Raw genomic sequence first — 25,931 nt, 5'->3', positions numbered from 1 at the left:
CGATCACGCCCGACCGACGACGTGGCTCCGCCGCCGCGTTACCGGCCGAAAGAGTTCGCCGCCTGAACCAGGCGAGCAATGTCCGCCGCTCCATCCCCCTTGCGGCGGACCATGGACGGCCCGGAGGTAAGTAGCCCCTCCGGGCCGTTTCGTTTTGGCGTCATTTCCCTCTCCCACAAGGGGAGAGAGAATTTGATAACTTCACTCTCGCGCCAGCAGCGCCTGCGCCGCGCCTTCCGCATCGCCTTGCTCGTCCTCGATCGTAACCACGACCTTCGCCAGCTGGCCGGTGAAGGCGAACGGCGCTTCGTAGCGCGACACCGGGCTCGACCGGTCATGGCCGATGTCGAGCCCCGACCAGCTAATGAAGTTGACGAAGCCGAAGCGGATCGTGCCGCTGCCGATCGATGTGCCGTCGCAGCGTAATTCGGCCTGCACCGGCGCGCCATGCGCGACATGGACCGAAAATACATGCTCACCCGCCGAAACCGACGCATCGGACGAGACGATCTGGTGCTCGCCGACATTGACGTCGAAGTGCAGCCGACCGTCCTTCAAATACAGGCTGTAGCCGCAAGTCGCGTCGCCGTGTGCGATCAGCACACCTTCGTCGCCCGATTGCACCGTCACATACGCTTCGATGCGGTACGACCGCGCACGCAGATCTGGTGCGATATCGGTCGGGATATGGCCCATGCCCTTATGGAAGGTGAAGACGCGGCGGTCGCCTAGCCGCCGCGCGGCATTCTCGGCGAAGCGCGGGCCGAAGCGGTCGTCGAGCGGCAGCACCTGATGCGCCTCCGCCTGCTGCCACCACAGGTCGATCAGCTCGGCGAGCTTGTCGGGTCGCTCCGCGGAAAGGTCATGCGTCTCGGCGAAGTCACGGGACAGGTCGAACAATTCCCATTTGTCGGACTCGTATGGTGTGCCCGGTGGATGGAACGCGACCGCCTTCCAACCGCGATGGATGATCCCGCGATGCCCGAACATCTCGAAATATTGCGGCGTCTCGCGTTCGGGCGCGGCGGCGTCGGTCAAAGAGGCGGCGAAGCTGACGCCCTCGATCGGCATTTGCTCGACTCCGGCGATGCTGGCGGGGGCATCGATCCCGATCAGGTCGAGCAGGGTAGGGACCAGATCGACCGCATGGGCGAATTGGTGCCGCACTTCGCCGCGCGCGGAAAGGCGGTTGGGCCAGCTGACCACCAGCGGATCGCGGATGCCGCCGCCATGGGTGTTCTGCTTGTAGCGCCGGACCGGCGTGTTCGACGCCATCGCCCAGCCGAGCGGGAAGTTCGAATGCGTGTCGGGCCCGCCGATATCGTCGATCCGCGCGATCTTCTCCTCGATCGTCTCGGGCCGCATATTGTACGGCCCCATCGCGTTAATGAAGCCATAGCCGAGCCCTTCCTGGCTGGCGCCATTGTCCGACAGGACGAGGATTAGCGTGTCGTCGCTCAGCCCGGCGGTATCCAGGAAAGAGGTTAATCGCGCGATGTTCCGGTCGGCATGGTCGAGCATCGCCGCATAGGCACCCTGCAGCCGCGTGAAGAGCCGCTTCGCGTCGGCATCCAAGCTGTCCCAGGGCTGCACGAAATCGTTGCGCGGGGGCAGCGTCGTGCCCGCCGGAACCAGTCCCATGTCGATCATCCGCGCCAGCCGCCGCTCGCGCTCGGCATCCCAGCCGTCGCGGAACATCTCGTCATAGTTCAGGATCAGGTCGCGCGGCGCCTGGTGTGGGGCGTGGCAGGCGCCATAGGCCAGCCATAGCAGGAACGGCTTGTCGGGGCGCGCGGCGACGTGATCGGCGACGTAGCGGATCGCCTCGTCGGTGAGGTCCTCGGTCAGGTGATAGCCGGTCTCATAGGTTCCCGGCGCCCGAACCGGCGTATTGTCGCGCACCAGTTCGGGTGCGTATTGGTCGGTTTCGGCGTCCATGAAGCCGTAGAAATGGTCGAACCCGCGCCCCAGCGGCCAGCCGTCATGCGGCCCGGTCGGACCGGTTTCGTCGAGCGGCGTCACATGCCACTTGCCGACCATATAGCTGTTATAGCCGTGCGGCCGCAGCATCTCGGGCAAGGTGCCCGCCTCGCGCGCGATCTTGCCGCGATAGCCCGGATAGCCGCTGTCGAAATTGGCCAGACACCCCATGCCGACCGAATGATGATTGCGCCCCGTCATCAACGCCGCGCGGGTGGTCGAGCACATCGCGGTCGTGTGAAAGCTCGAATAGCGCAGCCCGCGAGCGGCAATGGCGTCGATCGCCGGCGTCGCGATAGGCGACCCGTAGCAGCCGAAATCCGACAGGCCGACATCGTCGAACAGGATGGCGACGATATTCGGCGCGCCCGCCGGCGGCTTGGGTCCCGACGGCCAGAACGGCGCGTGCGGGGCGGCCAACGGGTCGCGGTTGGGCATTGTCACTCTCCTGGCGACCCGCGTTTTCTGAGCGGGCTTCCCGGCAGCTTATGAAGCAGGGCAGGGGAGCGACAAGGGCTGGCTTACGCGCATTGGAGGACGGGGGTGGGATTAACCACCTTCGTCATGCCGGGCCCGTCCCGGCATCCACCGGGAGGCTAGCCCCGCGTTCGTGGTTCAGGCGACCACGCGGAGCCAGATCGCGGTGGCGTCGTCGCCCTGTTTGAAGCGCGGCCAGCGCATGCATTCGGCATCGTCGGCCTCGGCAGCACGCAGTCGAGCGGCGATGCCCGACAGGCCGTCAATTGAGAGCAGGCCGGGCAGCGAAGCTTGATCGATCAGGCGATAGAGATCGGTCACCGCGACGAAGCCGTCGGTCATCAGCAGCAATTCGTCGCCGGCGACGCAGGGCTGGCTGGAATAATAGATCTGTTCGGCACCGGCAGGGTCGATGCCGAGCACCTGGCGTCCCGGCCGGCTACGCGCTTGCCGCAGCACGTCGAGTACTGGCGCCGCGCGCTTGACCGAGCCCAGGCCGTGATGTGCGACGCTGCGCGCGAGGTCGGTCTCGTCGTCGCGAATGTCGCGCTGCGGGCCGATTCGCGTCGCCTCGCCGTCGCGGATCAGTAACGCGGCGCAGTCGCCGAGCCACGCGCAATCGACGACATTGTCGGCGACCGCGACCGCCAGGAACGAGGCCGAGGGGACTTCCCAGCTCTCGGGCTCGCGGGTGCGTTGTTCGGCGAAACGCGTCGCGACCTGTTCGAATACAATCCGGCAAGTCTGTTCGATCGATCCATCCTCCGGAGCGGCGGCGAAAGCGCGGTCGGCTTCGGCCGCGATCCAGGCCGCGCCCCCGCGATTGCCGAGCAATCCGGGTTCGCCCAGGTCTGTCGCGCCGTCGATCACCCAGGCATGGGCGTGGCCCGCGCCGGTGCGGTCGTCATTCGCCTTCGAACTGTCGCCCGCGATCGAGAGCGACTGGATCACGTCGAGGTGCATGTGCCCCTCCGTTTCAAGAGAGGGTCAGGCGCCCGCTGCGTCGAGTTTGTCGAGCTGCGCCGCGCTGAGCGTCAGGTCCATCGCCGGCAGCAACTCCTCGAGCTGCTTGACGCTGGTCGCGCTGGCGATCGGCGCGGTGACGCCGGGTTGCGCCGCGAGCCAGGCAAGCGCGATCTGGGCGAGGGTTGCGCCGGTTTCCGCGGCGACCTCGTCCATCGCCTTGAGCACTGCCGCGCCCTTGCCCTCGAGCAACTCGGTCATCCGGCCGCCGCGCACGCTCTTGCCGAGATCGTCGGCCGAGCGGTACTTGCCGGTCAGAAAGCCCGAGGCGAGCCCGTAATAAGGCAGCACGCCGATATTATGCTCGACGCAATAATCCTGCAGCTCGCCCTCGAACTTGTGGCGGCTGACGAGGTTATATTCGGGCTGCAGCACCTGAAAATGCGGCAGGCCGGCGGCGCGCGCGATGTCGTTGGCCGACTTCAATCGCCCCGCGTGGAAATTGGACGCGCCCAGCACCGCGACCTTGCCGGCCGCGACCAGCTTCGCGAACGCCTCCATATAGGCGTCCTGCGGCGTCGCCTCGTCGTCCTGATGCGCGTAATAAAGTGCGATCTGCTCGACCCCGAGCCGCTGCAACGATGCGTCGCACGCCTCGGCGATCCGCGCCGGCGCCAGCTTCTCGCCCGCTGCGCTGGGTATCATGCCAACCTTGGTCGCGACGCCGACCGTCTTGCCGCTCGACTTGAGCCACTCGCCGATTACCGTCTCCGACTCGCCGCCTTTGTGACCGGGCACCCAGGCCGAATAGACGTCGGCGGTGTCGACCAGCGTGCCTCCGGCATCGACGAACGCGTCGAGCACGGCGAAGCTGGTCGCCTTGTCGGCAGTCCAGCCGAACACGTTGCCGCCGAGGCAAAGCTTGGGCGTGTGCAGATGGCTGGCACCGAGGCGGCGGAGTTCGGTCACTGGCTATTTCCCTGGTCGGAGGGCTGGGCAGGCACGGCATTATTGGCGTCGAGCATCGCGGCGGCATCGTTCAGCGCGCGCTGCTCGTCGGCCGATACGCCGCCGGTATCGTCATGGCTCGAGCACGCCGTCAGTCCCGCCAGCAAGGCGAGACCGGCCAGCGTCACGCGCGCGCGCATCAATCCTCGATCTCGTTGCCGGCATCCTTCAGTGCCTGGCCGGCGTCCTTCTTCGCGTCGCTGGTCGCCTTGTCCATTTTGTTCGACGCGGCGTCCATCTTGTTCTCGGCTGCGCCCAGCGCGGAATCGACGGCCGCGTCGGTGGTGTTGACCGCGCGTGCCATGGTCGCATTGGCGTCGCCGGCCATCGTGTTGGCGGCTTCGGCCGCTTCGTTCTGTGCCTTCTGGCTGCAGGCGGCAATGCCGAGTGAAGCGACGATCGCGAGCGACACGGCCAGTGTCTTGGGAGCCTTGGTCATCCGGAAATCTCCTGCGAAATGGGTCGAGAACTTCGCTACCGCCGCCTCGTTCCGCGTGCAACGCGTTGACGGCATATAAAGATATCTTTATATCTCTAATCGACATGCCGAACGCTCTCGACATCTTTCGCGCGCTTGCCGATTCGACGCGCCTCAGGATCGTCGCGCTCGTGCGCTCGATGGAATTGTCGGTAAGCGAACTCGCCCAGGTACTCGGCCAGAGCCAACCGCGTGTCAGCCGCCACGTCAAGATACTGTCGGACGCCGGCATCGTCGAACGCCGCAAGGAAGGCAGCTGGGTATTCGTGGCGATGGGCGCGCGCGACGTGGTCGGGCCGCTCTGCGCCGCGCTCGATGCCTGGGAAGGTGATCGTGCCCAGGCGCGTGCCGAGGCGGATGCGGCACGGCTGGCGGCGGTTCGTGCCGATCGCGCCGCGCATGCCGCGGGCTGGTTCGAGAGCAATGCCGGTCAATGGGACGCGATTCGCTCGCTCCACGTCGCCGAGGAACAGGTCGAAGCCGCGATGGCAGAGGTACTCGGCGATGCGCGGGTCGAACGGCTGGTCGATATCGGTACCGGCACAGGGCGCATGCTCGAATTGTTCGCGGGCCAGGCGGATCATGCGCTCGGCATCGACCGCAGTTCCGAGATGTTGCGGCTGGCGCGCGCCAAGCTGACTGAGCGCGGCCTCGACAATACCGAATTGCGCCAGGCCGATCTCTACGCGCTGCCGCTCGACAATGGGACGGCGGATCTCGCGATCCTGCATCACGTGCTGCACTTCGCGCAGACGCCCGATGCGGCTATTGCCGAGGCGGCGCGTGTGCTTGGACCGGGCGGCCGGTTGCTGATCGTCGATTTCGCGTCGCACGGACGCGAGGAATTGCGGATTCGCGACGCGCATGCGCGCCTCGGCTTTTCGGACGAACAGATGCTCGGCTGGTTCGAGCATTCGGGACTCGTGCCGGTGCGGACGGAGACGCTCGAGGGCGGCGAACTGACGGTGAAATTGTGGCTGGCGCGCAAGGCAGGCGCGTCGGCGCGTATAGCGGAGGCAGCGTAATGGTTTCGGTCAAGGAGATGGCAGAAGCGCGCCGCGCGCTGGGGAGTCCGCTGTTCGCGGACCTCGCGGGCGACGCTCGGGTCAGCTTCGAATTCTTCCCGCCCAAGACCGAGAAGATGGAAGAGACTTTGTGGGAGTCGATCCAGACGCTCAGCCCGCTCGGCCCGCGCTTCGTCTCGGTGACCTATGGCGCCGGCGGTTCGACCCGCGAGCGGACCCATGCGACGGTCGAGCGGATCGCGCGCGAGACCCATATCCCGGCCGCCGCGCACCTGACCTGTGTCGAGGCGACCAGGGAGGAGATCGACCAGGTCGCCGACGACTATTGGAATGCCGGCGTGCGGCACATCGTCGCGCTGCGTGGCGACCCGCCGCGCGCGGGCGAGAAATATGCGTCGCATCCGGGTGGCTATGAGAATGCCGCCGATCTGGTCGCGGGGTTGCGCAAGCTGCACCCGTTCGAGATCTCGGTCGCGGCCTACCCCGAATGCCATCCGGATTCACCCAATGCGGCCGCGGACATCGACAACCTCAAGCGCAAGCTCGATGCCGGCGCGACGCGGGCAATCACCCAGTTCTTCCACGAGGCGGAAACCTTCTTCCGCTATCGCGATGCGATCGCCGCGGCGGGTATCGACGCGGAAATCGTGCCCGGCATCATGCCGGTGATGAACTTCGCCAGCGTCCAGCGCATGTCGGCGATGTGCGGTACCGCGGTGCCGAGCTGGATGGGCCGCCTGTTCGAGGGGCTCGACGATCATCCCGCGGCGCGGCAATTGGTATCGGCGACGATCGCCGCGGAATTGTGCCGGCGCCTCTATGCGGGCGGCGTGCGCAATTTCCACTTCTACACGCTCAACCGCGCCGAGCTTAGCTACGCGATCTGCCATTTGCTGGGGATCCGGCCCAAGGGCGCGGCGAAGGCGGAAGCGGCTTGAGTCGTCGCCCCGGCGGAGGCCGGGGCCGCCGGGTTGGCTGGCGAGAAATACGTAACGGCCCCGGCCTGCGCCGGGGCGACGGGAAAAAAAGATGACACCACGTGAAAAACTGCTCGCGGAAGCGCAAAAGCGCATCCTGATCACCGACGGCGCGTTCGGCACCGAGATCCAGAACTGGAAACTCGTCGAGGCCGATTATGCCGGCAATCGCGGCCTGAGCCATGATCAGAAGGGCAATAACGACATCCTCGCGCTGACCAAGCCCGAGGTGCCGGCGTCGATCCATCGCGCCTATTTCGAGGCCGGCGCCGATATCGCCGAGACCAACACTTTCTCGGCCAACCGGATCAGCCAGGCCGATTACGGCGCCGAACATCTGGTCCGCGAAATCAATCTCGAAAGCGCGAAGATGGCGCGCGCGATCGCTGATGAGTTCGAGGCCAAGGATGGCCGTCCCAGGTTTGTCGCCGGCGCCATCGGGCCGACCAACAAGACCCTGTCGCTGTCGCCCGACGTCAACGACCCGGGCTATCGCGAGATCGACTTCGATTACCTGAAGGACGTGTATCGCGAGCAGATCGACGCCCTGGTCGAAGGCGGGATTGATTTCGTCCTGATCGAGACGGTGTTCGATACGCTCAACGCCAAGGCCGGGATCATGGCGGCGATCGAGGCGGGACATGCGCTCGGCCGCGACTTGCCGATCATGCTGTCGATGACCTTGACCGATCTTTCGGGCCGCAACCTGTCGGGCCATACGGTCGAGGCCTTCTGGCACGCCGTGCGCCACGCCAGGCCAGTGACGATCGGGCTCAATTGCTCGTTCGGCGCGGAGCAGCTGCGCCCCCACGTCAAGACGCTCGCCGAGATCGCCGACACGCTGATCATGGTGTACCCGAATGCGGGCCTGCCCAACGAGCTCGGCGCGTATGACGAGGAGCCGGCGACGACCGCCGGACTCGTCGGCGAATGGGCAGAGGCCGGACAGGTCAACATCCTGGGCGGCTGCTGCGGCTCGACGCCGGCGCATATCAAGGCGATCGCGGACGGGGTGAGGGGACTTGCTCCGCGCAAGATCGTGACGCCGGAGGTTCGGACGCGATTGGCCGGGCTCGAACCGATGACGATGGCGGCGTGAATATTCTCCCTCTCCCCTTTGGGGAGAGGGTGCCGAGCGAAGCGAAGGCGGGAGAGGGGCCTGTCATTCGCGAGATTACTGCCCCTCTCCCCGACCCTCTCCCCGATGGGGAGAGGGAGAAAGAAAAGTAATGACCACATCCTCCTCCGCCAATTTCGTCAATGTCGGCGAGCGCACCAACGTCACGGGCTCCGCGGCGTTCAAGAAGATGATCATGGCCGGCGATTACGCCAAGGCGGTCGAGGTCGCGCGTCAGCAGGTCGAGAATGGCGCGCAGGTGGTCGACGTCAACATGGACGAAGGGCTGCTCGACGCGGTCCACGCCATGACCACGTTCCTCAAGTTGATCGCCGCCGAGCCGGATATCGCGCGCGTGCCGGTGATGATCGACAGCTCCAAATGGGCAGTGATCGAGGCGGGGCTGAAATGCGTGTCGGGCAAGCCGATCGTCAATTCGATCAGCATGAAGGAAGGCGAGCAGCAGTTCCTGGAACATGCGCGCAAGTGCATGGCCTATGGCGCGGCGGCGGTGATCATGGCGTTCGACGAAACCGGTCAGGCCGATACCAAGGAGCGCAAGGTCGAGATTTGCGAGCGCGCCTATAAATTGCTGATGGGGATCGGCTTCCCACCCGAGGATATTATCTTCGACCCCAATGTCTTCGCGATCGCGACGGGCATCGAGGAGCATAACAATTACGGCGTCGATTTCATCGAGGCGACGCGCGAGATCAAGCAGCGCTGCCCTCATGTCCATATCTCGGGCGGCCTGTCGAACCTGAGCTTCTCGTTCCGCGGCAACGAGCCGGTGCGCCGCGCGATGCACTCGGTGTTCCTGTACTATGCCATCCCCGCGGGCATGGACATGGCGATCGTCAACGCCGGCCAACTCGACGTCTACGACACGATAGACCCCGAACTGCGCCAGGCGTGCGAGGACGTCATCCTCAACCGTGATCCGGAAGCCGGCGAGCGGCTGGTCGCGCTCGCGGAGAAGTTCCGCGGCACCGACGCCGCGGCCGAGAAGGCGGCCGAGGAATGGCGCGGCTGGGCGGTGGAGAAGCGTCTCGAACATGCTTTGGTCAAGGGCCTCGACCAATATGTCGTCGAGGATACCGAGGAAGCGCGCCTTCAGGCCGCCCGCCCGATCGAGGTGATCGAGGGTCCGCTGATGGACGGCATGAACGTCGTCGGCGACCTGTTCGGGTCGGGTAAGATGTTCCTGCCGCAAGTGGTCAAATCGGCGCGCGTGATGAAGAAGGCGGTGGCGCACCTGCTGCCCTTCATCGAGGCGGCGAAGGAGCCCGGCGCCAAGGGCAAGGGCAAGGTCGTGATGGCGACCGTCAAGGGCGACGTCCACGATATCGGCAAGAACATCGTCGGCGTCGTGCTCCAGTGCAACGGGTTCGAGGTGGTCGATCTCGGCGTGATGGTGCCTTGGTCGAAGATCCTCGAAGCGGCGAACGAGAATGACGCCGACATGATCGGCCTGTCGGGCCTGATCACGCCGAGCCTCGACGAGATGGTCACCGTCGCCGAGGAGATGAAGCGCGCCAAGATGTCGATGCCGCTGCTGATCGGCGGCGCGACCACCTCGAAGGTCCACACCGCGCTCCGCATCGCGCCGGCCTATGACGGCCCGGTGGTGCACGTGCTCGACGCCAGCCGCGCGGTCGGCGTCGCGACGACGCTCGTGTCGGATACGCAGCGCGACGATTACGTGACCAAGGTCGCGGACGAATATGAAGCCGTGCGCAAGGCGCGCGAGGGCAAGGGGCAGAACGAACTGCTGCCGATCGGAGAGGCGCGCAAGAACGGCTTTCAGGCCGACATGGCGCTCAAGCCGCCCGCGCCCAAACAGCCGGGCAGGCACGTTTATGCCGATTGGGATTTGAGCGACCTGCGCGAATGCATCGACTGGACGCCGTTCTTCCGCGCTTGGGAACTTGCCGGCACCTATCCCAAGATCCTCGACGACGAGATCGTCGGCGATAGCGCGCGATCACTGTTCGCCGATGCCAACAAGATGCTCGACCGCATCATCGCCGAGAAATGGCTGACCGCGCGTGCGGTGGTCGGGCTGTGGCCGTGCGTCCGGCACGGCGACGACGTGTTCGTCGACCCGGAGAATGTCTGGAGCCCCGACGAGCTCGGCGGCTTCGAATATCTCGGGCTTTCCGAGAATAGCGATCTCGAGCGCCTGCCGATGCTGCGCCAGCAGATCGTCAAGCGCGAAGGCCGTCCGAACATGTGCCTGGCCGATTTCATCGACCCCGCGGGTGACTGGATCGGCGGCTTCGCGGTGTCGATCCACGGCATCGAGCCGCATCTGGCGCGGTTCAAGGCGGCGATCGACGATTATTCGGACATCCTGCTCAAGGCGCTGGCCGATCGCTTCGCCGAAGCACTGGCCGAGCGGCTGCACCAGCATGTCCGCACCACGCTCTGGGGTTATGCCGAGGGCGAACAGCTGACCAACGAAGCGCTGATCAAGGAAGAATATCGCGGTATCCGGCCGGCCCCGGGGTATCCCGCATGCCCCGACCACAGCTTGAAGCCGACATTGTTCAAGCTGCTCGACGCGCATCATGCGACCGGGATCAGCCTGACCGAGAGCTTCGCGATGCTGCCGACCGCCGCGGTCAGCGGCTTCTATTTCGGTCACCCCCAGGCCGAGTATTTCGGCGTCGCGCGGATCGGCAAGGATCAGGTCGAGGATTACGCCAAGCGGCGCGGGGTCGAGCTGCCGCAGGCCGAGCGTTGGCTGCGGCCGAATCTGGATTGAGGTCTTATTTCCCCTCTCCCTCCGGGGGAGAGGGAGGGACCCGCTCGGCGCAGCCGAGTGGGAGGGTGAGGGTGCGAGCCGCAGGCTCGCGCGGCGCTTCGCGCCGCATACTCCTCATCCAAGCTTCGCTAGGCGCCTCGGCAAAGGCCGGGGGCACCAAGCTACGCTATCCGTCTCCCCCAAGGGGAGAAGGGGTGCACGTCTTCGTCACGACTCCTCCCGTTTGTCTCTCCTTGGGGCAAACTCTAGGCGTGTTCATATCTATGGCCGCCGCTTGTCGTGCGACGCGGGTATTAACCGTCATTCCAGCTACCCCAGCCGCATTCCGCGTCCGATAGCCCAGCGCAAAGGAGTCCCTTCATGCGCCGTGCCTTTATCGCCCTGCTTCCGCTGCTAGCCACCGCACCTTTGCGCGCCGAACCCGCTGTCGCGCCCTTCACCGTGCAGGAAACCGGGCAGGGCTTCGCCAATCTCGACGATGCGGTGCAGTCGATCCGCATGGGCACGGCTACGATCGTGATCGCGCCGGGTGTCTATCACCAATGCACCGTCCAAGCGGGCGGCAACATCACCTTCAAGGCCGCGGAACCGGGCAAGGTGATCTTCGACGGCGAGACCTGCGAGGGCAAGGCGGCGTTCGTGCTGCGCGGCCTGTCGTCGACGGTCGACGGGATCATCTTCCGCAACATGCGCGTGTCGGACGGCAACGGGGCCGGCATCCGCACCGAGATGGGCAATTTGACGGTGCGCAACTCGATGTTCCTCGACAGCCAGGAGGGCATTCTTGGCGGCCAACCGGCGGGCCAGCAGATCGTGATCGACCGCTCGACCTTCGCCGGCCTCGGCCAATGCGACGAGACGGTCGACTGCTCGCACTCCATCTATCTCGCCAACAAGGGGTCGGTGACGATCACGCGGTCGCGCTTCGAACGCGGCACCGGCGGTCATTACGTCAAATTGCGCGTGCCCAACCTGACGATCACCGACAACAGCTTCGACGACAGCCAGGGGCGCAAGACCAATTATATGATCGATCTGTCGGAGGGCGGCACCGGCCTGATCGCGCGCAACACCTTCGCCGACGGACCGAACAAGGAGAATTGGACCGGCTTCATCGTCGTCGCGGCGGAGGGGCGGACCTATTCGTCGGCGGGCCTGAAGGTGGTCGACAACGTCGCCACCCTCGCCCCCAATTTCAGCAAGAGCCCGGCCTTCGTGGCCAATGTCGGCCGCGATCGGCTGGACGTAGGCGAGAATCAACTGGCGGCGGGGATCCGCAAGTACGAGGAGCGCTGAACGGTTCGATATCTAATTCCCCTCCCTTTAAGGGAGGGGTTAGGGGTGGGTAAGCGCGGGCGAGGCTCGATGCCTCGCCCGTCGCTATTTTGCCGATCCGCTTTGGAGCTTTTTGGGCGCGCAGACGCGCGCACCCACCCAGCATCGGGTGAACAGCGCCCCGCGCTGTTCAGGTCAAGCCGGGGGCTTGTCCGACCTGAATGCTCCCTCCCTTGCAGGGAGGGGAGTTCCTACGGCCGGTTCGACAGCTGAAACCTGTTCCCGCCAGGATCATCGCCGTCGCACAGATGGAGGTCGCCGAACACCTTGACGGGCCCCATCTTCGCCGCGCGCGACACCAGATCCTCGCACGCCGCGGCAACGTCGTCCGCATGGAACACGATCTTGTGCGGCCCTGTGCCATCCGCGCTGGGCGCGCCTTTGCCCGCCGCATGGATCGCGATGTGGCAGCCGCCCGCGGCCATGTCCGCCCAGCCGTCATCCTCCTCGACGACCTGCAGCCCGAACATGTCGCGATAGAAATCGCGCATCGCGGCGAAATTGTGCGTGAAGATAATCACGCGGCGCATCTCGTAGCTCATGGGCAAGTGCTTGCGGTGCCGCCGTCGAGATCGAGGCACCGGCCATCGACATCGCCGGGCTTCAGCGCGAAGCCAAGCACGCCGGCGAGGCTGGGCATGATGTCGACCGTCTCGATCGACAGCGGCTGCTCGAACCCCTTCATCCCCTTGCGCCAGAACAGGATCGGCACGCGGCGGTCATAGTCCCAGGGCGAGCCGTGCGTCGCCACTGCGCCCGGATAGTCACCGGGCGGGATCGCGGTGATCCGCGGTTTCAGGAACACCACGAAGTCGCCGGAGCGCGCCGGATCGAACGAGGCCCGTTCGCGCTGCAGCAATGTCCACCCCTCGGGCGGCCCTTCGGGCAGCGGCGCGGCGGTGATATCGGCCTGGGTATAGACGGCGGCGACCTGGGGATCGGCGCGATAATGCGCGACCGCTGCGGCGAGCACCTTGGTGCGTTGATCGCCGGTCAGCTTGGGGTCGATCCAGACATCGCCGTTGGTGACTCCGTACAGGATGCGGCCGGTCAGCCCCATGTCCTTGGCAATCGCATCGCCGACAGCCTTGGGCGACAGCGCAGCGGCAACCCGGGCGGCCATCGGAATCGCGCGCTCGCGCTCGCGCTCGGGAATGTCGTTGCCGCCATGATCGGCGGTCAGAGCGACGACATAATCGACGCCGGTCTTGTCGAGCGCGGCGAACAGCTTGCCAAGCGTCTGATCGAGATTGGCGAGCTGGATGCACATCTCCGACCCTTCGGTGCCATAGGTGTGGCCGACATAGTCGCTCGCCGAGGCGCCGATCGTCAGGATATCGGTCGACCTGCCGTGGCCGAGCTTCATGTCCCGCACCATCGCCGTCGCCAGCCCGACGATCGCGCTGTCGAAGGCGGGGGAAGCCTTCCATTTCGCCTCGACATTGGCCGGGCGCTCGAACTTGCCGGCGCCGACCGTCTGGCCGTTGGCCACCAAGGCGCGGTCGACCGGCTTGCACCAATCCGGTTCGGCAAATGCGGCACCCGGCTTGGCGATCTCGGCCTTGGCGGCAGTGTTGGCGGCGGTCACTGCGGCGGGCTCGGTGCGGCCTGCATAGGAAATGAAGCCCTTGCCGTCGCGCCAGAACCAGAGTTGGTCGACCTTGTGTCCGCCCATCATGATCGCCGCCCGGTCCTTGCCCGCGATCGACACGGTACGGACGTCGGGATCTGCGTCCTTCATCCGTTCGCCCAATGTCGGCACGCGGAGGTGGATGTCGGAGGCGACATAATTACCGGCCGGACCCTTCGACGGATCCTCGGCGCAATAGACCGATCCCGGCCGCGGCCCGGACCATTCATACCAGTCGTTCGCGATGATCCCGGTGCGCGCGGGGCGGTCGCCGGTCATGATCGTCGAATGGCCCGGGCAGGTTTCGGTCGCGGCATGGCTCTGATAGCCCGCGGGGAATACCGCGCCGTCGAGCAGCCGCTTGAACCCGCCGGTGAACCGGTTGCGATATTCGGCGAACAAATCGGCGGAGAATTGATCGACCGAAATCACCACGACCAGTTTCGGCGCCGGCGCCTTGGTGGTGGCGGAGGCGGCAACCGGCGGCGCATCCTGCGCAGCGAGCGGGGCGGCCGTAACCGCGAGGGCAAGCGGGACGAATTTGAGAAGGCGCATCGGGGAAAACTCCGCTGGCGGGCTGGGCGAGGCGATGAAGGACCGCTAAGGGGCTGGGGTGTCAGGTACAAGAGGTCGCATGCGCGCGTTCGGTTTCGTTCCGATGACAATGATCCTGATGATCCTGCTGGCGATGTTCGCCTGGGTGGTGCCGGCGTCCGCGCAAGGTGACCCGGCAAACGACCCGCCGCCGCATCTGAAGATCGAGCTCGTCGCCGAAACGACCACGCCCAAAGCGGGCAGCACGATCAATCTCGCGCTCGACACCCGGCCGCAGCCGGGCTGGCACGGTTATTGGCAAAATCCGGGAGACGCGGGCTTTCCGGCGAAATTCGCCTGGACGCTGCCCAACGGCGTTGGCGCGGGCGCCCCGCGCTATCCGGCGCCGCAGCAACTCGTCGTCGCGGGCCTGATGAACTATGTGTTCGAGCAGCCTTATGCGGTGATCGTGCCGCTGACCGTGCCCGAGGGTCTGGCGGCCGGAAGCTCGCTGCCGATCAAGCTGCATCTGCAATATCTCGTCTGCACCAAGACCTTGTGCGTTCCCGAACAGGCCGATCTCTCGGCCGTTCTGACCGTCGGCGACGGGCGGCCCGATCCGGCGCGCGCCGCGCAATTCGCGCAATGGATGCGCGTGCTGCCGCAGCCGCTCGGCTCTCAAGCGACCTATCAGGCGCAAGGCGGCGCATTGCGGATCGCAATCCCCTATCCCGCGGGCGCGGCGGGGAAGGGCGCCTATTTCTATCCGATCACTGCCGACGCGATCGATTATGCCGAGCCGCAAAAGATTGCGCGTGACGGCGATCGGCTGGTCATCACCACCAAGGGCAAGGGCGCTCCCGGACCGATCCAGGGCGTGCTGGGCGTCGATGGCCATGCCCTCGCGCTGACGGCCGATCGTGGTGTGGTACCGGCTCCGGCTGCCTCGGTCGGCGGCGGCGGTTGGTCGACCGCCTTGCTAGCATTTCTCGGGGCAGTCCTCGGCGGGCTGATCCTCAACGTCATGCCCTGCGTGTTCCCGATCCTGAGCCTGAAGGCGTTGAGCCTGGCGCGGGCGGGTGGCGACGAGCGCGCCGCGCGGCACGAGGCCTTGGCCTATGCGGCTGGCGCCATCGCGGTGTGTTTCGCGCTGGGCGTGGTCATCCTGACGTTGCGGGCCGGCGGCAGCGCTGTCGGTTGGGCATTCCAGCTCCAGAACCCGCATGTCGTCATCTTGCTGTTGCTGCTCACGGTCGCGATCGCGCTCAACCTTGCCGGTGTGTTCGAGGTGCCGGTCCCCGGTTTCGTCAACCGTGCGGCCGGTGCCGGCGGTGCCTTCGTCACCGGCGCGCTTGCCGCCTTCGTTGCGACGCCCTGCGCCGGGCCGTTCATGGCGACCTCACTCGGTGCGGCACTGATCCTGCCCTGGCCGGCGGCTCTGGCGATCTTCATCGGACTCGGTTTCGGTCTGGCATTGCCGTTTCTGTTGCTCGGCTATTTGCCGGCGTTGCGGAAACGATTGCCCCGGCCGGGAGCCTGGATGGATACGCTACGGCGTATCTTGTCGATTCCGATGTGGCTGACCGCCGTCGCGCTCGCCTGGGTGCTCGGCAAGGAGGCAGGCGTCAATGCCATGGCCTTGGGTCTGCTCGCGTCGCTCGGGGCGGCGATTGTCTTCTGGGTAGCCGGCCGGCGTCAGGCGCGGGGGCTGAGCTTCGGGGCCGTGGCTGTGGTCCTGCTGATCGTCGTTGCTGGCGCGAGTGCGTGGCTGATCCGTGTGCAACCGGCCGAAGCAAAGGTGACGTCTGCCGGCGAGGAAAGTTTCAGCGAAGCACGGCTCGCCCAGCTTCGCGCGCAGGGGCGCCCCGTGTTCGCCTATTTCACCGCCGATTGGTGCCTGACCTGCAAGGTCAACGAGCGGGTCGCGATCGACACCGATGCCGTCCGCGCCTCGTTCAAGACGAAGAACATCGCGGTGCTGGTCGGCGACTGGACAAACGGCGATCCGGCGCTGGGCCGCTTCATCGAAGCGCATAATCGGGCGGGCGTGCCGCTCTATATTTATTATCCCGCCGGCGGCGGCGAGCCGCGTATATTGCCGCAGGTGTTGAGCCCGTCGCTGCTGGAGGAATTGTGATGATCGTTAGGATGCTGGGCATGGCCATCGCCGGGCTATCGCTCGTCGCCGCGGCGCCGTCCGACGATCCGCCGGCCTGGACCCAGCCGACGGCGCCGTTCCGCATCGCCGGCAACATCTATTATGTCGGAACCGCCGGACTGGCATCCTATCTGATCGTCACGCCCAAGGGCCTGATCCTGCTCGACGCCACGATGGAGGAGAATGTCCCGGCGATCGAGGCGAACATCAAGGCGCTCGGCTTCAAGCTGTCCGACGTCAAGATCCTGCTCAACAGCCACGCGCATTTCGATCACGCCGGCGGGTTCGCGGCGATGAAGCGCGACACCGGCGCGAAGCTCGACGCGATGGAACAGGATGTCTGGGCGCTCGAGAACGGCAAGCATTTCGGCGATCAGAATTATGTCGGCACTTTCCCGCCGGTGAAGGTCGACCGCCGCTTGAAGGACGGTGACAAGGTGACGCTTGGGGGCGTGACGATGACCGCATTGCTGACCGCCGGGCACACGAGCGGCTGCACGACCTGGACGACGACAGTGAAGCTGAAGGCGGGGGTGAAGAGCGTGGTGTTCCCGTGCAGCTTGTCGGTCGCCGGCAACAAGCTCTACGGCAACAAGACCTATCCCGGCATCGTCGCCGATTACCGGGCCAGCTTCAAACGCCTCGGCGCGATGAAGGCGGACATCGTGCTGACCGCGCACCCCGAATTGTCCGACGTGATGGGACGCAAGGCGAGCGGAAAGTGGCTGACGCCCGACCTGCTGCCGAAGATGGTGGCGGAGTCCAAGGCGGCGTTCGACAAGGAACTGCTCAAGCAGCAAGCGATTGCGAAATAGCGACCACCCGGGTTGGGGTTATAAGCTGTCTGTCGACTTAGGCCGCGATTGCGGACGTTTCTGTCTCTGTGCCAAAGGGCGTATGGCAACTTCAACGATCAGTTTTGCGGGTTATACATTTGACTGCGACAAGGGTTGCTTCACCTGTCAGCATGTCATGGATGGTGCGCCGGTTCTTCTTTTCGTTCATGAAGCCGATGGAGACTTACAGTTCCTGTGCGGCGCGCCCGATCATGATTTTGATGAGCAGTGCCGGTTCTTACATGCGGCGCACGTCCTAGAATCGCAGCCGGATTTGCTATTGTTGCCAACAGTGGATTTCGGGTTCGAGGCTGAACGAAATGACCGAGACTCGCCGTGGGTGGTCTCGCCTACCCCGGCATACGATTAGGTCCGCTTCCCACCCGTTCCTGGTCGTTCACGGTCCCTTCCAAAAGCGGTCCTTCACAAGGCTTCGGCTTAGCCGGAGGCGGGCTCGGCTCAGTTCGCTCGCAGCTCCACGCGGTCCCTGTGCCCCCGGAATGCAGGCCCCGAACGCATTTATTTCCGGCGGTGCTTGTGCACCGCAGCATTCCGTTGCAGCATGGAACTCTGACACCTAGCGGGGCTTTGGCATTTGGTGGGAATTGGGCCGGCGTTTGACGAGATCATGGGCACTTCGGGTGCTGGGCTCGTTCGTCCCGAATTGACCGCGCTCGGCGAATGGCTGGATGTCACCGACCCCGCCGAATTGAGGCGCCGCCAGCAATCGGCCGAGGTTACCTTCCGTCAGCTCGGCATCACTTTCGCGGTCTATGGCGATGAGGATGCGAGCGAACGGATCATTCCGTTCGATATCGTGCCGCGCGTGTTCCTGGCCGACGAATGGGCGCGGCTCTCCGCCGGGCTGGTGCAGCGGGTCGAGGCGATCAACGCTTTCCTCGACGACATATACGGCGCGCGCCGCATCCTGAAGGACGGCGTGCTGCCCGAGGATCTGATCTTCGGCAATCCGCAATTCCGGCCGGAGATCGCCGGGATGCGACCGCCGCACGGCATCTGGGCGCATATCTGCGGGATCGATCTGGTCCGCACCGGGCCCGACGATTTCTTCGTACTGGAAGACAATGCCCGAACGCCGTCGGGCGTCAGCTACATGCTCGAAAATCGCGAGGCGATGCTGCGCTTGTGCCCCGAGCTGTTCCGCCAGTTCCGCGTCGCGGCGGTCGATTCCTATCCGGATCTCCTGCTCCAGACGATGAAGTCGGTCGCCCCGCCCGGCACGGGAAGCAATCCGGTCTGCGTCGTACTTACGCCCGGCCATTATAATTCGGCCTATTACGAGCACAGCTTCCTCGCCGATTCGATGGGTATCGAGCTGGTCGAGGCCGCGGATCTGGTGGTCGACGACAATATCGTGTGGATGCGGACGATCGCCGGGCGGGTGAAGGTCGACGTCATCTATCGCCGGATCGACGACGATTATCTCGATCCGCTGGTGTTCCGTCCGGACTCGATGCTTGGCGTGCCCGGCCTGATTGCGGCCTATGCGGCGGGCAATGTCGCTTTACTCAACGCGCCAGGCAACGGCATCGCGGACGACAAGGCGATCTATTCCTACATGCCCGAAATCGTGCGCTATTATACCGGCGCCGAAGCCAAGCTGCCCAACGTCCAGACATTCCGCTGCCGCGAGCCAGAGGCGCTGCAATATGTGCTCGACCATCTCGACGAACTGGTGGTGAAGTTGGTCGACGGGTCGGGCGGTTACGGCATGCTGGTCGGGCCGACCGCTTCACGGGACGAGATCGAACGTTTCCGCGCCGCATTGGTCGCGGAGCCGCAGCGTTACATCGCGCAACCGACGCTCGCCTTGTCCACGGTTCCAACGCTGGTCGAGCAAGGGCTTGCTCCCCGCCATGTCGATTTCCGTCCGTTCGTGCTGACCGGGTCAAAGGGCATCCAAGTGGTGCCCGGCGGCCTGACCCGCGTGGCGCTGCGCGAAGGCTCGCTGGTGGTCAATTCGTCGCAAGGGGGCGGGACCAAGGACAGTTTCGTGCTGCTGGACAACGGCCCCGCGCATTTCCAGGTGCAAGCATGAGGGTTGAGTCCCAAATCCTCCCCGGAACGGGGAGGGGGACCGCTCGCGGAGCGAGTGGTGGAGGGGGCCCATCTTTCGGCTACCTCCTCGGCTGCTGCCCGTGTGTCGCAAGCCCCCTCCACCGAGCCGCTGCGCGCCTCGGTCCCCCTCCCCGTGCCGGGGAGGAATTGTAATGCTCTCGCGCACGGCATCGTCGCTCTACTGGCTCGGCCGTTACGTCGAGCGCGCGGACTTCATCGCGCGCCTCGTCGAAGCGACCGTCCGCCTCGACGTCCTCTCGCCGCGCCCGGCCGGTGAGATCGCCTGGGCGAGCGCGCTCGCGGTGATCGACGCGCAGGAAGCGTTCGAAGCCTCCGGCGCGACGCTCGGGCAGCAGGCGGTTGCGCGCTTCCTGACGCTGGACACCAGCCATCCGGGGTCGATCATACAATGCCTCGACAAGGCGCGGACCAATGCGCGTGCGGTGCGCACTGCGCTGACCCGCGACGCCTGGACCGGGATCAATCGCGCCTGGCTGTTGTTCGACAGCCGCTCGTCGCCCGGCGGCGCCACAGCGACCTTGAACCTGGCCGAAGCCGTCAAGGCGGAGACGCGCGGGTTCGAAGGCGCGATCCATCGCATGCTGCGCAACCAGACGACCTGGTTCATCCGGCTCGGCCAGGCGATCGAGCGTGCCGACAACACCGCGCGCCTGCTCGACGTCAAATATCATATCCTGTTGCCTGAAGGTGAGATGGTGGGTGGGGTCGTCGACCGCGACCAATGGACCACGATCCTGCAGACGGTGTCGGCGGTGACCGCGTATCGCTGGCTTTATTCGGACGGGCTGTCGCCGGCGAACGTCATCGATCTGCTGATCGCGCGCTCCGAACTGCCGCGCAGCCTGGCCGCATCGGTCGAGGAAACGGTCGAACTGCTGTCCCTGCTCGCCAAACGCACCGGACATCATGGCGAGGCCGACCGGATGGCGCGCGGACGCCACGCGCGGATGATGAAGACCCGATCGGCCGACGTGATCCTGGGCGGGCTGCACCAATATCTCGAATCGTTCATCGAAGAGAATGCCGAATTGCATTTCGCGATCGGCCGGCAGTTCAAGTTCGCCTGATGCGGATCTCGGTCGATCATACGATCACTGTCGATTTTACTGCTTCATTATCCCGCGTAACCTTGGCGCTGCGCGTCACGCCCGAGGATAATCACGACCAGACGGTCGTCGGCTGGCGGATCGGTCTCGATTGCGACGCTCGCCTCAGCGCCGGTCGCGACGGCTATGGCAACGTCCTGACGATGCTCTATGCCGACGGCCCGCTCGACCGGATCGAAATTCATCTTGGCGGCGAGATATTCACCGGTCCATCCTCCGGCATCCTCAGCGCAGCGCACCCCGAGCCGCTGCCGCCGTCGCTGTTCCTGCGGCAATCGCCGGGCCAGTCGGATGCGCCCGACCTGGCTCCGCTGGCGATCGACGCGATCGAGGAAACGGATGGCGATATCGATCGCCTGCATCTGCTCAACGTAGCGCTCCATCGCCGTGCGGGCGATTCCGGTCCGGACGTGCTGGCCGGGATGTTCGTCGCCGCGGCCCGACGCCTGAGCTACCCGGCGCGATACGTCTCGGGCTATCTCGCCCGCGATGAAGGCGCGATGCCGCATTTCTGGGCCGAGGCTTATGTCGTCGATGTCGGTTGGATCGGATTTGATCCGGCGATCGGACTATCCGCGGGCGAGGATCACGCGCGCGTCGCGAGCGCGATCGACCTGAATGGCGTGGCGGCGGTGGTCGGAGGACGGGTCAGGTCGGTAAGCTGATCGTCATCCCCGCGAAAGCGGGCACCCAGCACCCGAGCGTTCGACAAGCGACGCCCGTGAAGTTTGTGATAAGTCGGAGAGATGAGTTCCCGCGTTCGCGGGAATGACGCCGTGCTGAAATTTCAGGCGAACTGGCCGGTAACCGCCAGTGCGTGCTCGGCCGGGTGCGTCGGCGGCGTGTAGTTCGCGTCCTCGTCCTCGAGCAACGACCAGCCCGACGGGCCGAGCACTTCGATCGGGCGGTAGCGCGTCTTGTAGGCCATCCGCGCCGATCCCTTCACCCAATAGCCGAGATAGACATAGGGCAGGCCGGCGGCACGCGACCGCAGGATATGGTCCATGATGATGAAATTGCCGAGCCCCGGGCGGCTTTCATCATCGGCCAGGAAGAAGCTGTAGATCATCGACAGGCCATCGGCCTGCTGGTCGGTCAGGCACGCGCCGACCAGCCGCCCGCGCTCGCCATGCAGGCTCGGCTCGCGATATTCGACGACGACGGAGTTGACCGGCGATTGCTCGACCATGCCGGCATAATCGCCGTCGTCCATCATCGTCATCCCGCCGCCGGGATGACGCGCGCTGAGATAGCGGCGGAGCAGTTGAAACTGTTCGTCGGTTGCCCAGGGATTACAGGCAGTGATCTCGAGATCGGCATGGCGGCGCAACAATTTGCGCTGGCTCGCATTGGGTTTGAACTCGGGCGCCACGACGCGGACGGAGACGCAGGCCGAACATCCCGCGCAGCTGGGACGATAGGCGACCGATTGGCTGCGGCGGAAGCCAATCCGGCCGAGCGCGTCATTCAGTTCGCTGGCGTGCGGACCGTTGAGTTCGGTGAACACCTTCCGCTCCTGCCGGCCCGGCAGATACGGGCACGGCGACGGTGACGTCACGAAAAAGCGCGGAAAGCGAAATGGCGCGGTCACCGACGATTAGGTCCCCTTCGACGCCGGTCCATCCGGCCTCTGGGAACACACTATGAATCGAGCGGAGCGTGATGAAAAGCGGCTTTACCAAGAAAGGTGGTTAACGATTCACCAGAATGCGACGAACTGCCTTGCATCGGCAGAATACGCCCTCGCGACTCGCGGGTGCAAGGCAGCTCGTCGCCGCTCCGATTCGCTTTGTCGCAAGCTTCGGTTCAGGGACCGCCGGTTAGCAGCACCGGCAAAGGAGATGATGATGCGTCGCTTGCTGTTTCCCGCTCTGATCGTCGCCATTGCAGCCCCGGCAATGGCGCAGCGCGTGCAACCGGTACTGCCCTTCGCGCCCCGCGGCGTCGATTATGTCGAGAGCGTCTGCACCGGGGGCTTTGACGGCCGCTACGAACAGACGCGGATTCTGACGAACGGCCAGGTGTCGAAAGTGACTCGCCGGTCCGGCGGCGTGCTCCACGCGCGGGCGACCCGGATGGAGGTCATGAAGATTTGGCGCGAGCTCGACATCGCGCGGTTCGAACGCCGCACCGTACGGCCCGAAAAGCCGTATGTGATGGACGGTATCGACTGCGCGCTGACCCGGCGGCAGAACGGGCGTATTCATACCGTGATGCTGACGCAGCAAAGCCGCAGCAATCCGCGCTATCGCGACTTGGTCGAAGCGCTGGACGACGTGAACGAAATCGGCCGTCGCGCGACCGGCCCGGTGCTGCGGCCGGCGGCGGATTAAGTTTATTCTGGCCCCTCCCCTTCAGGGGAGGGGTTGGGGGTGGGGCAGTGCCTCAAGCGGGTCGATGGTGGTCAGGCCCCACCCCAACCCCTCCCCTGAAGGGGAGGGGCTTTGTAGGTGGCGCCGCCTCGCCCGGCGCTCTACCTCGGCGGCATGCATCTTCGCGCGCAAGCCCTGATCCTGTCGGTCCGCCAGCATGGCGAGCACAATGCGGTGGTGCGCTGCCTGACCCGCGAGGCGGGAATGATCGCGGGTTACATCCGCGGCGGGCGGTCGCGCGCCTTGCGGCCCGTGCTGCAACCGGCCAATCTGGTGATGGGCGAATGGCGCGCGCGAACCTACGACCAGCTTGCCGGCCTGACCGTCGAGCTGACCCACAGCCGCGCCCCGCTGTATTCCGAGCCATTGGCGAGCGCGGCGCTCGAATGGGTGACGGCGCTGACCGCGATCGCGCTGCCCGAGAGCCAGCCCTATCCGCGCCTCTACGAAGCGCTCGACGGCATGATCGGCGCGATCGAGGCGGCGCCCGCGGCACGCGGCTGGGCGGTGGCGCTGGCGCGCTATGAGCAATTGTTGCTGGCCGAACTCGGCTATGGTTTTCGCCAATCGCCGGCGCTGGCCGGGGAGTCCGGCTGGCCCGAAATCATCGCCGCGCTGACGCTGACGGGGCGCGAGATCGAAGCGCATCTGCTGACCGATCGCCGCGCCGAAGCGCTGGCGGCGCGCGCGCGCCTGATCGAAAGGCTCAAGCGCGCGGTTGCGTGAGCGCGTTTCGCTCGGCAAAGGCGGCGGGACGAGAGAAAGGAAGCCGCGTGCCGTTGATCGCCTTGCTGCCCGGAGACGGGATCGGACCCGAAGTCATTGCCGAAGCGCGCCGCGTGCTTGACGCGCTGGCGCTCGACCTGACGTTCGAAGAGGCGCCGGTCGGCGGCCAGGCCTATATGCGGGCGGGCAACCCGCTTCCCGCGACGACGCTCGACCTCGCCAAGCGCGCCGACGCGATCCTGTTCGGCGCGGTCGGCGATCCGCAGTTCGACGGCCTCGAGCGCCGGCTGCGCCCCGAAGCCGCGATCCTGGGCCTGCGCCGCGAACTCGGCCTGTTCGCCAATCTGCGTCCGGCCACGCTGACGCCGGGCTTGGAGGATGCCTCACCGCTCAAGCCCGAGATCGCGGGGGCCATCGATATGGTCATCGTCCGCGAGCTGACCGGTGACGTCTATTTCGGCGAAAAGGGCCGTCGCGTCGGACCCGGCGGCGTGCGCGAGGGTCATGACTTGATGCGCTATGACGAAACCGAGGTCGAACGCATTGCCCGGGTCGGGTTCGAGACCGCGCGCCGCCGCCGCGGCAAATTGTGCTCGGTCGACAAGGCGAACGTGCTCGAAACCTCGCAATTGTGGCGCGACATCGTCAACGAGGTCGCCGGCGATTATGACGATATCGAGCTGACCCATATGTATGTCGACAACGCCGCGATGCAGCTGGTGCGCAATCCTGGGCAATTCGACGTGATCGTCACCGGCAATTTGTTCGGCGACATCCTGTCAGACCAGGCGAGCATGTGCGCGGGGTCGATCGGCATGCTGCCATCGGCCTCGCTATCCAGCTGGCGATCCAGCCTCGGCATGTACGAGCCGATCCACGGCTCCGCGCCGGATATTGCCGGGCAAGGGAAAGCCAATCCGTGCGCGACGATCCTGTCGGCGGCGATGATGTTGCGGCATTCGCTCGATCTGGCGGACTCGGCAGACCGGGTCGAGGCGGCAGTCGCCAAGGCAATAGCGGGCGGCGCGCGCACCGCGGATCTGGGCGGCACGCTGTCGACCTCGGCGATGGGCGACGCGATCCTCACTGCGCTGTGAGCGACCTGCTCGACCTCGCGGTCGTCATTCCGACGTTCAATGAGCGTCGCAATGTGCCCGTGCTGGTCGCCAAGCTCGACGAGGCGCTGAAACATGTCGCCTGGGAAGCGATCTTCGTCGACGACGACAGCCCCGACGGCACCGCCGACGCGGCGCGCGAATTGGCGCGGGTCGATCGCCGCGTGCGGGTTATCCAGCGGATCGGACGGCGCGGCCTATCCTCGGCCTGTATCGAAGGGATGCTGGCGACCGCTGCGCCGCTCGTCGCGGTGATCGACGGCGATCTGCAGCATGACGAGACGATCCTGCCGGCGATGGCCAAGGCCTTGCACGACGACCCGACGCTCGACGTGGTGATCGGGTCGCGCTTCGTCGCGGGCGGCGGGACGGGCGAGTGGGACAAGGATCGCGTCGCCAAATCGGCGCTGGCGACCAAGCTGGCGCGGCATGTGCTCAAGGCCGATCTCAGCGATCCGATGAGCGGCTTCTTCATGATCCGGACCGAGATCGTGCGCAATCTCGCGCCGCGCCTAGCCGCGATCGGGTTCAAGATCCTGCTCGACATCATGACCGGATCGCCGCGTCCGCTCCGTTTCCGCGAGCTGCCCTACACGTTCCGCGTCCGCACCGAAGGCGAGAGCAAGCTCGATCACGTCGTCGCGATGGAATATCTGATCGCGCTCTACGATCGCATGTTCGGTAATGTGATTCCGGTGCGCTTCGCGATGTTTTCGGCGATCGGCGCGATCGGCGTCGGCGTGCACATGGCGGTGCTGACCTTTGCGATGTTCGTGCTCAACGTGCATTTCCTGACCAGCCAGATCATCGCCGCCCTCGCCGCGATGACGGGCAATTTCTTCCTCAACAATGCGCTGACCTATCGCGACCGCCGGCTGAAGGGCGTGCGCCAACTGGTCGACGGCTGGATTTCGTTTTGCGCGGTGTGCGCGGTGGGGCTGGTCGCCAATGTCGGCGTCGCCGGGTTCCTGTACGATTTCCGCGACGGCAGCTGGGCGGCGTCGGCGATGGTCGGCGTGCTGGTCGGCGCGGTGTGGAATTACGCGCTGTCGAGCAAGTTCGTTTGGGGGAGGTACTAGGCTCGCCATAGTGGAATAGCGCACGCTATTCCGCGCGCCATGGCGAGCCCGGCCGGCGGCGCAAAGCGCCGACCGACGGCGCGAATTCACTTCGCGCCGGGCGCACTTCGTTACTTGGCTCCGTCAAAGTCACGCCTCCCCGGCGAAG

Annotated in this window: 23 protein-coding genes; 15 read left to right on the top strand and 8 right to left on the bottom strand. The window is 65.5% G+C overall.

The annotated features are described in order from the left end of the window. Positions 1-201: 201 nt before the first annotated feature. The 5 genes from Q0L25_RS06000 to Q0L25_RS05980 all read right to left on the bottom strand — a co-directional run bounded on the left by Q0L25_RS06000 (position 202) and on the right by Q0L25_RS05980 (position 4,867). Positions 202-2,418: an arylsulfatase gene (locus Q0L25_RS06000; protein ID WP_296612483.1), complete on the bottom strand. Its 2,217-nt coding sequence runs from the start codon at positions 2,416-2,418 to the stop codon at positions 202-204. Between the two features lie 177 nt (positions 2,419-2,595). Beyond that, entirely contained in the window at positions 2,596-3,420 is an 825-nt protein-coding gene (locus Q0L25_RS05995; protein ID WP_296612480.1) for a protein phosphatase 2C domain-containing protein, read from the bottom strand. Between the two features lie 24 nt (positions 3,421-3,444). Then, positions 3,445-4,389: an aldo/keto reductase gene (locus Q0L25_RS05990; RefSeq protein ID WP_296612479.1), complete on the bottom strand. Its 945-nt coding sequence runs from the start codon at positions 4,387-4,389 to the stop codon at positions 3,445-3,447. Beyond that, on the bottom strand, positions 4,386-4,568 hold the full coding sequence (locus tag Q0L25_RS05985; RefSeq protein WP_296612477.1) for a hypothetical protein: 183 nt from the start codon (positions 4,566-4,568) through the stop codon (positions 4,386-4,388). Before Q0L25_RS05985 ends, Q0L25_RS05990 begins: the two co-directional genes overlap by 4 nt. Next, positions 4,568-4,867 (bottom strand): hypothetical protein, encoded by a 300-nt coding sequence (locus Q0L25_RS05980; protein WP_296612476.1) that lies wholly within the window; start codon positions 4,865-4,867, stop codon positions 4,568-4,570. The genes Q0L25_RS05985 and Q0L25_RS05980 overlap by 1 nt, the downstream gene beginning before the upstream one ends. A 104-nt stretch (positions 4,868-4,971) precedes the next feature. On the opposite strand from Q0L25_RS05980, the gene Q0L25_RS05975 reads away from it, so the two are divergent. From Q0L25_RS05975 to Q0L25_RS05955, 5 genes are all read left to right on the top strand, one after another. Then, positions 4,972-5,931 (top strand): metalloregulator ArsR/SmtB family transcription factor, encoded by a 960-nt coding sequence (locus tag Q0L25_RS05975; RefSeq protein ID WP_296612474.1) that lies wholly within the window; start codon positions 4,972-4,974, stop codon positions 5,929-5,931. Further along, positions 5,931-6,869: a methylenetetrahydrofolate reductase gene (gene metF / locus Q0L25_RS05970; RefSeq protein ID WP_296612472.1), complete on the top strand. Its 939-nt coding sequence runs from the start codon at positions 5,931-5,933 to the stop codon at positions 6,867-6,869. The genes Q0L25_RS05975 and metF overlap by 1 nt, the downstream gene beginning before the upstream one ends. Positions 6,870-6,960: 91 nt before the next feature. Next, positions 6,961-8,007 (top strand): homocysteine S-methyltransferase family protein, encoded by a 1,047-nt coding sequence (locus Q0L25_RS05965; RefSeq protein WP_296612470.1) that lies wholly within the window; start codon positions 6,961-6,963, stop codon positions 8,005-8,007. A 130-nt stretch (positions 8,008-8,137) separates the two neighbouring features. Next, positions 8,138-10,792, top strand: coding sequence for a methionine synthase (metH, locus tag Q0L25_RS05960; protein WP_296612468.1), 2,655 nt, complete (start codon positions 8,138-8,140; stop codon positions 10,790-10,792). A 360-nt stretch (positions 10,793-11,152) separates the two neighbouring features. Continuing rightward, positions 11,153-12,088 carry a right-handed parallel beta-helix repeat-containing protein gene (locus Q0L25_RS05955; RefSeq protein ID WP_296612467.1) on the top strand — a complete coding sequence of 312 codons (936 nt, stop codon included), beginning with the start codon at positions 11,153-11,155 and terminating at the stop codon, positions 12,086-12,088. A gap of 230 nt (positions 12,089-12,318) precedes the next feature. Here Q0L25_RS05955 and Q0L25_RS05950 read toward each other — a convergent pair whose 3' ends face one another. Together Q0L25_RS05950 and Q0L25_RS05945 are read right to left on the bottom strand one after the other, a co-directional pair. After that, on the bottom strand, positions 12,319-12,669 hold the full coding sequence (locus tag Q0L25_RS05950; protein ID WP_296612465.1) for a VOC family protein: 351 nt from the start codon (positions 12,667-12,669) through the stop codon (positions 12,319-12,321). Then, complete coding sequence (locus Q0L25_RS05945) at positions 12,666-14,312, bottom strand: alkaline phosphatase family protein (RefSeq protein ID WP_296612463.1); 1,647 nt, start codon at positions 14,310-14,312, stop codon at positions 12,666-12,668. Before Q0L25_RS05945 ends, Q0L25_RS05950 begins: the two co-directional genes overlap by 4 nt. Before the next feature lie 79 nt (positions 14,313-14,391). Between Q0L25_RS05945 and Q0L25_RS05940 the strand changes: the two genes are divergently transcribed. The 6 genes from Q0L25_RS05940 to Q0L25_RS05915 all read left to right on the top strand — a co-directional run bounded on the left by Q0L25_RS05940 (position 14,392) and on the right by Q0L25_RS05915 (position 21,156). Next, entirely contained in the window at positions 14,392-16,428 is a 2,037-nt protein-coding gene (locus tag Q0L25_RS05940; protein ID WP_296612461.1) for a protein-disulfide reductase DsbD, read from the top strand. Next, complete coding sequence (gene bla, locus Q0L25_RS05935; RefSeq protein WP_296612459.1) at positions 16,428-17,264, top strand: subclass B3 metallo-beta-lactamase; 837 nt, start codon at positions 16,428-16,430, stop codon at positions 17,262-17,264. Before Q0L25_RS05940 ends, bla begins: the two co-directional genes overlap by 1 nt. Before the next feature lie 82 nt (positions 17,265-17,346). Then, positions 17,347-17,655 (top strand): hypothetical protein, encoded by a 309-nt coding sequence (locus Q0L25_RS05930; protein WP_296612457.1) that lies wholly within the window; start codon positions 17,347-17,349, stop codon positions 17,653-17,655. A gap of 258 nt (positions 17,656-17,913) precedes the next feature. Next, positions 17,914-19,344: a circularly permuted type 2 ATP-grasp protein gene (locus tag Q0L25_RS05925; RefSeq protein ID WP_296612455.1), complete on the top strand. Its 1,431-nt coding sequence runs from the start codon at positions 17,914-17,916 to the stop codon at positions 19,342-19,344. 172 nt (positions 19,345-19,516) lie between these two features. Continuing rightward, entirely contained in the window at positions 19,517-20,452 is a 936-nt protein-coding gene (locus Q0L25_RS05920; RefSeq protein WP_296612453.1) for an alpha-E domain-containing protein, read from the top strand. Next, positions 20,452-21,156, top strand: a complete 705-nt coding sequence (locus Q0L25_RS05915; protein ID WP_296612451.1) for a transglutaminase family protein — start codon at positions 20,452-20,454, stop codon at positions 21,154-21,156. Before Q0L25_RS05920 ends, Q0L25_RS05915 begins: the two co-directional genes overlap by 1 nt. Before the next feature lie 122 nt (positions 21,157-21,278). On the opposite strand, the gene Q0L25_RS05910 is transcribed toward Q0L25_RS05915, so the two are convergent. Next, the gene (locus tag Q0L25_RS05910; RefSeq protein WP_296612450.1) at positions 21,279-22,082 is read right to left on the bottom strand and encodes an arginyltransferase; all 804 of its coding nucleotides are present in this window, start codon (positions 22,080-22,082) and stop codon (positions 21,279-21,281) included. A gap of 256 nt (positions 22,083-22,338) precedes the next feature. Between Q0L25_RS05910 and Q0L25_RS05905 the strand changes: the two genes are divergently transcribed. The 4 genes from Q0L25_RS05905 (at position 22,339) to Q0L25_RS05890 (ending at position 25,783) form a co-directional block, all read left to right on the top strand. Further along, the gene (locus tag Q0L25_RS05905; RefSeq protein WP_296612448.1) at positions 22,339-22,824 is read left to right on the top strand and encodes a hypothetical protein; all 486 of its coding nucleotides are present in this window, start codon (positions 22,339-22,341) and stop codon (positions 22,822-22,824) included. A gap of 153 nt (positions 22,825-22,977) precedes the next feature. After that, positions 22,978-23,589 carry a recombination protein O N-terminal domain-containing protein gene (locus Q0L25_RS05900; protein WP_296612874.1) on the top strand — a complete coding sequence of 204 codons (612 nt, stop codon included), beginning with the start codon at positions 22,978-22,980 and terminating at the stop codon, positions 23,587-23,589. 47 nt (positions 23,590-23,636) lie between these two features. Next, positions 23,637-24,686 (top strand): 3-isopropylmalate dehydrogenase, encoded by a 1,050-nt coding sequence (gene leuB / locus Q0L25_RS05895; RefSeq protein WP_296612446.1) that lies wholly within the window; start codon positions 23,637-23,639, stop codon positions 24,684-24,686. Next, entirely contained in the window at positions 24,683-25,783 is a 1,101-nt protein-coding gene (locus Q0L25_RS05890; RefSeq protein ID WP_296612444.1) for a glycosyltransferase family 2 protein, read from the top strand. The genes leuB and Q0L25_RS05890 overlap by 4 nt, the downstream gene beginning before the upstream one ends. Positions 25,784-25,931 lie beyond the last annotated feature (148 nt).

Source organism: Sphingomonas sp. (assembly GCF_024508665.1).
Classification (GTDB): Bacteria; Pseudomonadota; Alphaproteobacteria; order Sphingomonadales; family Sphingomonadaceae; genus Sphingomonas.
Note: the sequence above shows the minus strand (reverse complement) of the source record. Positions and strands in the feature narration are given on the sequence as shown.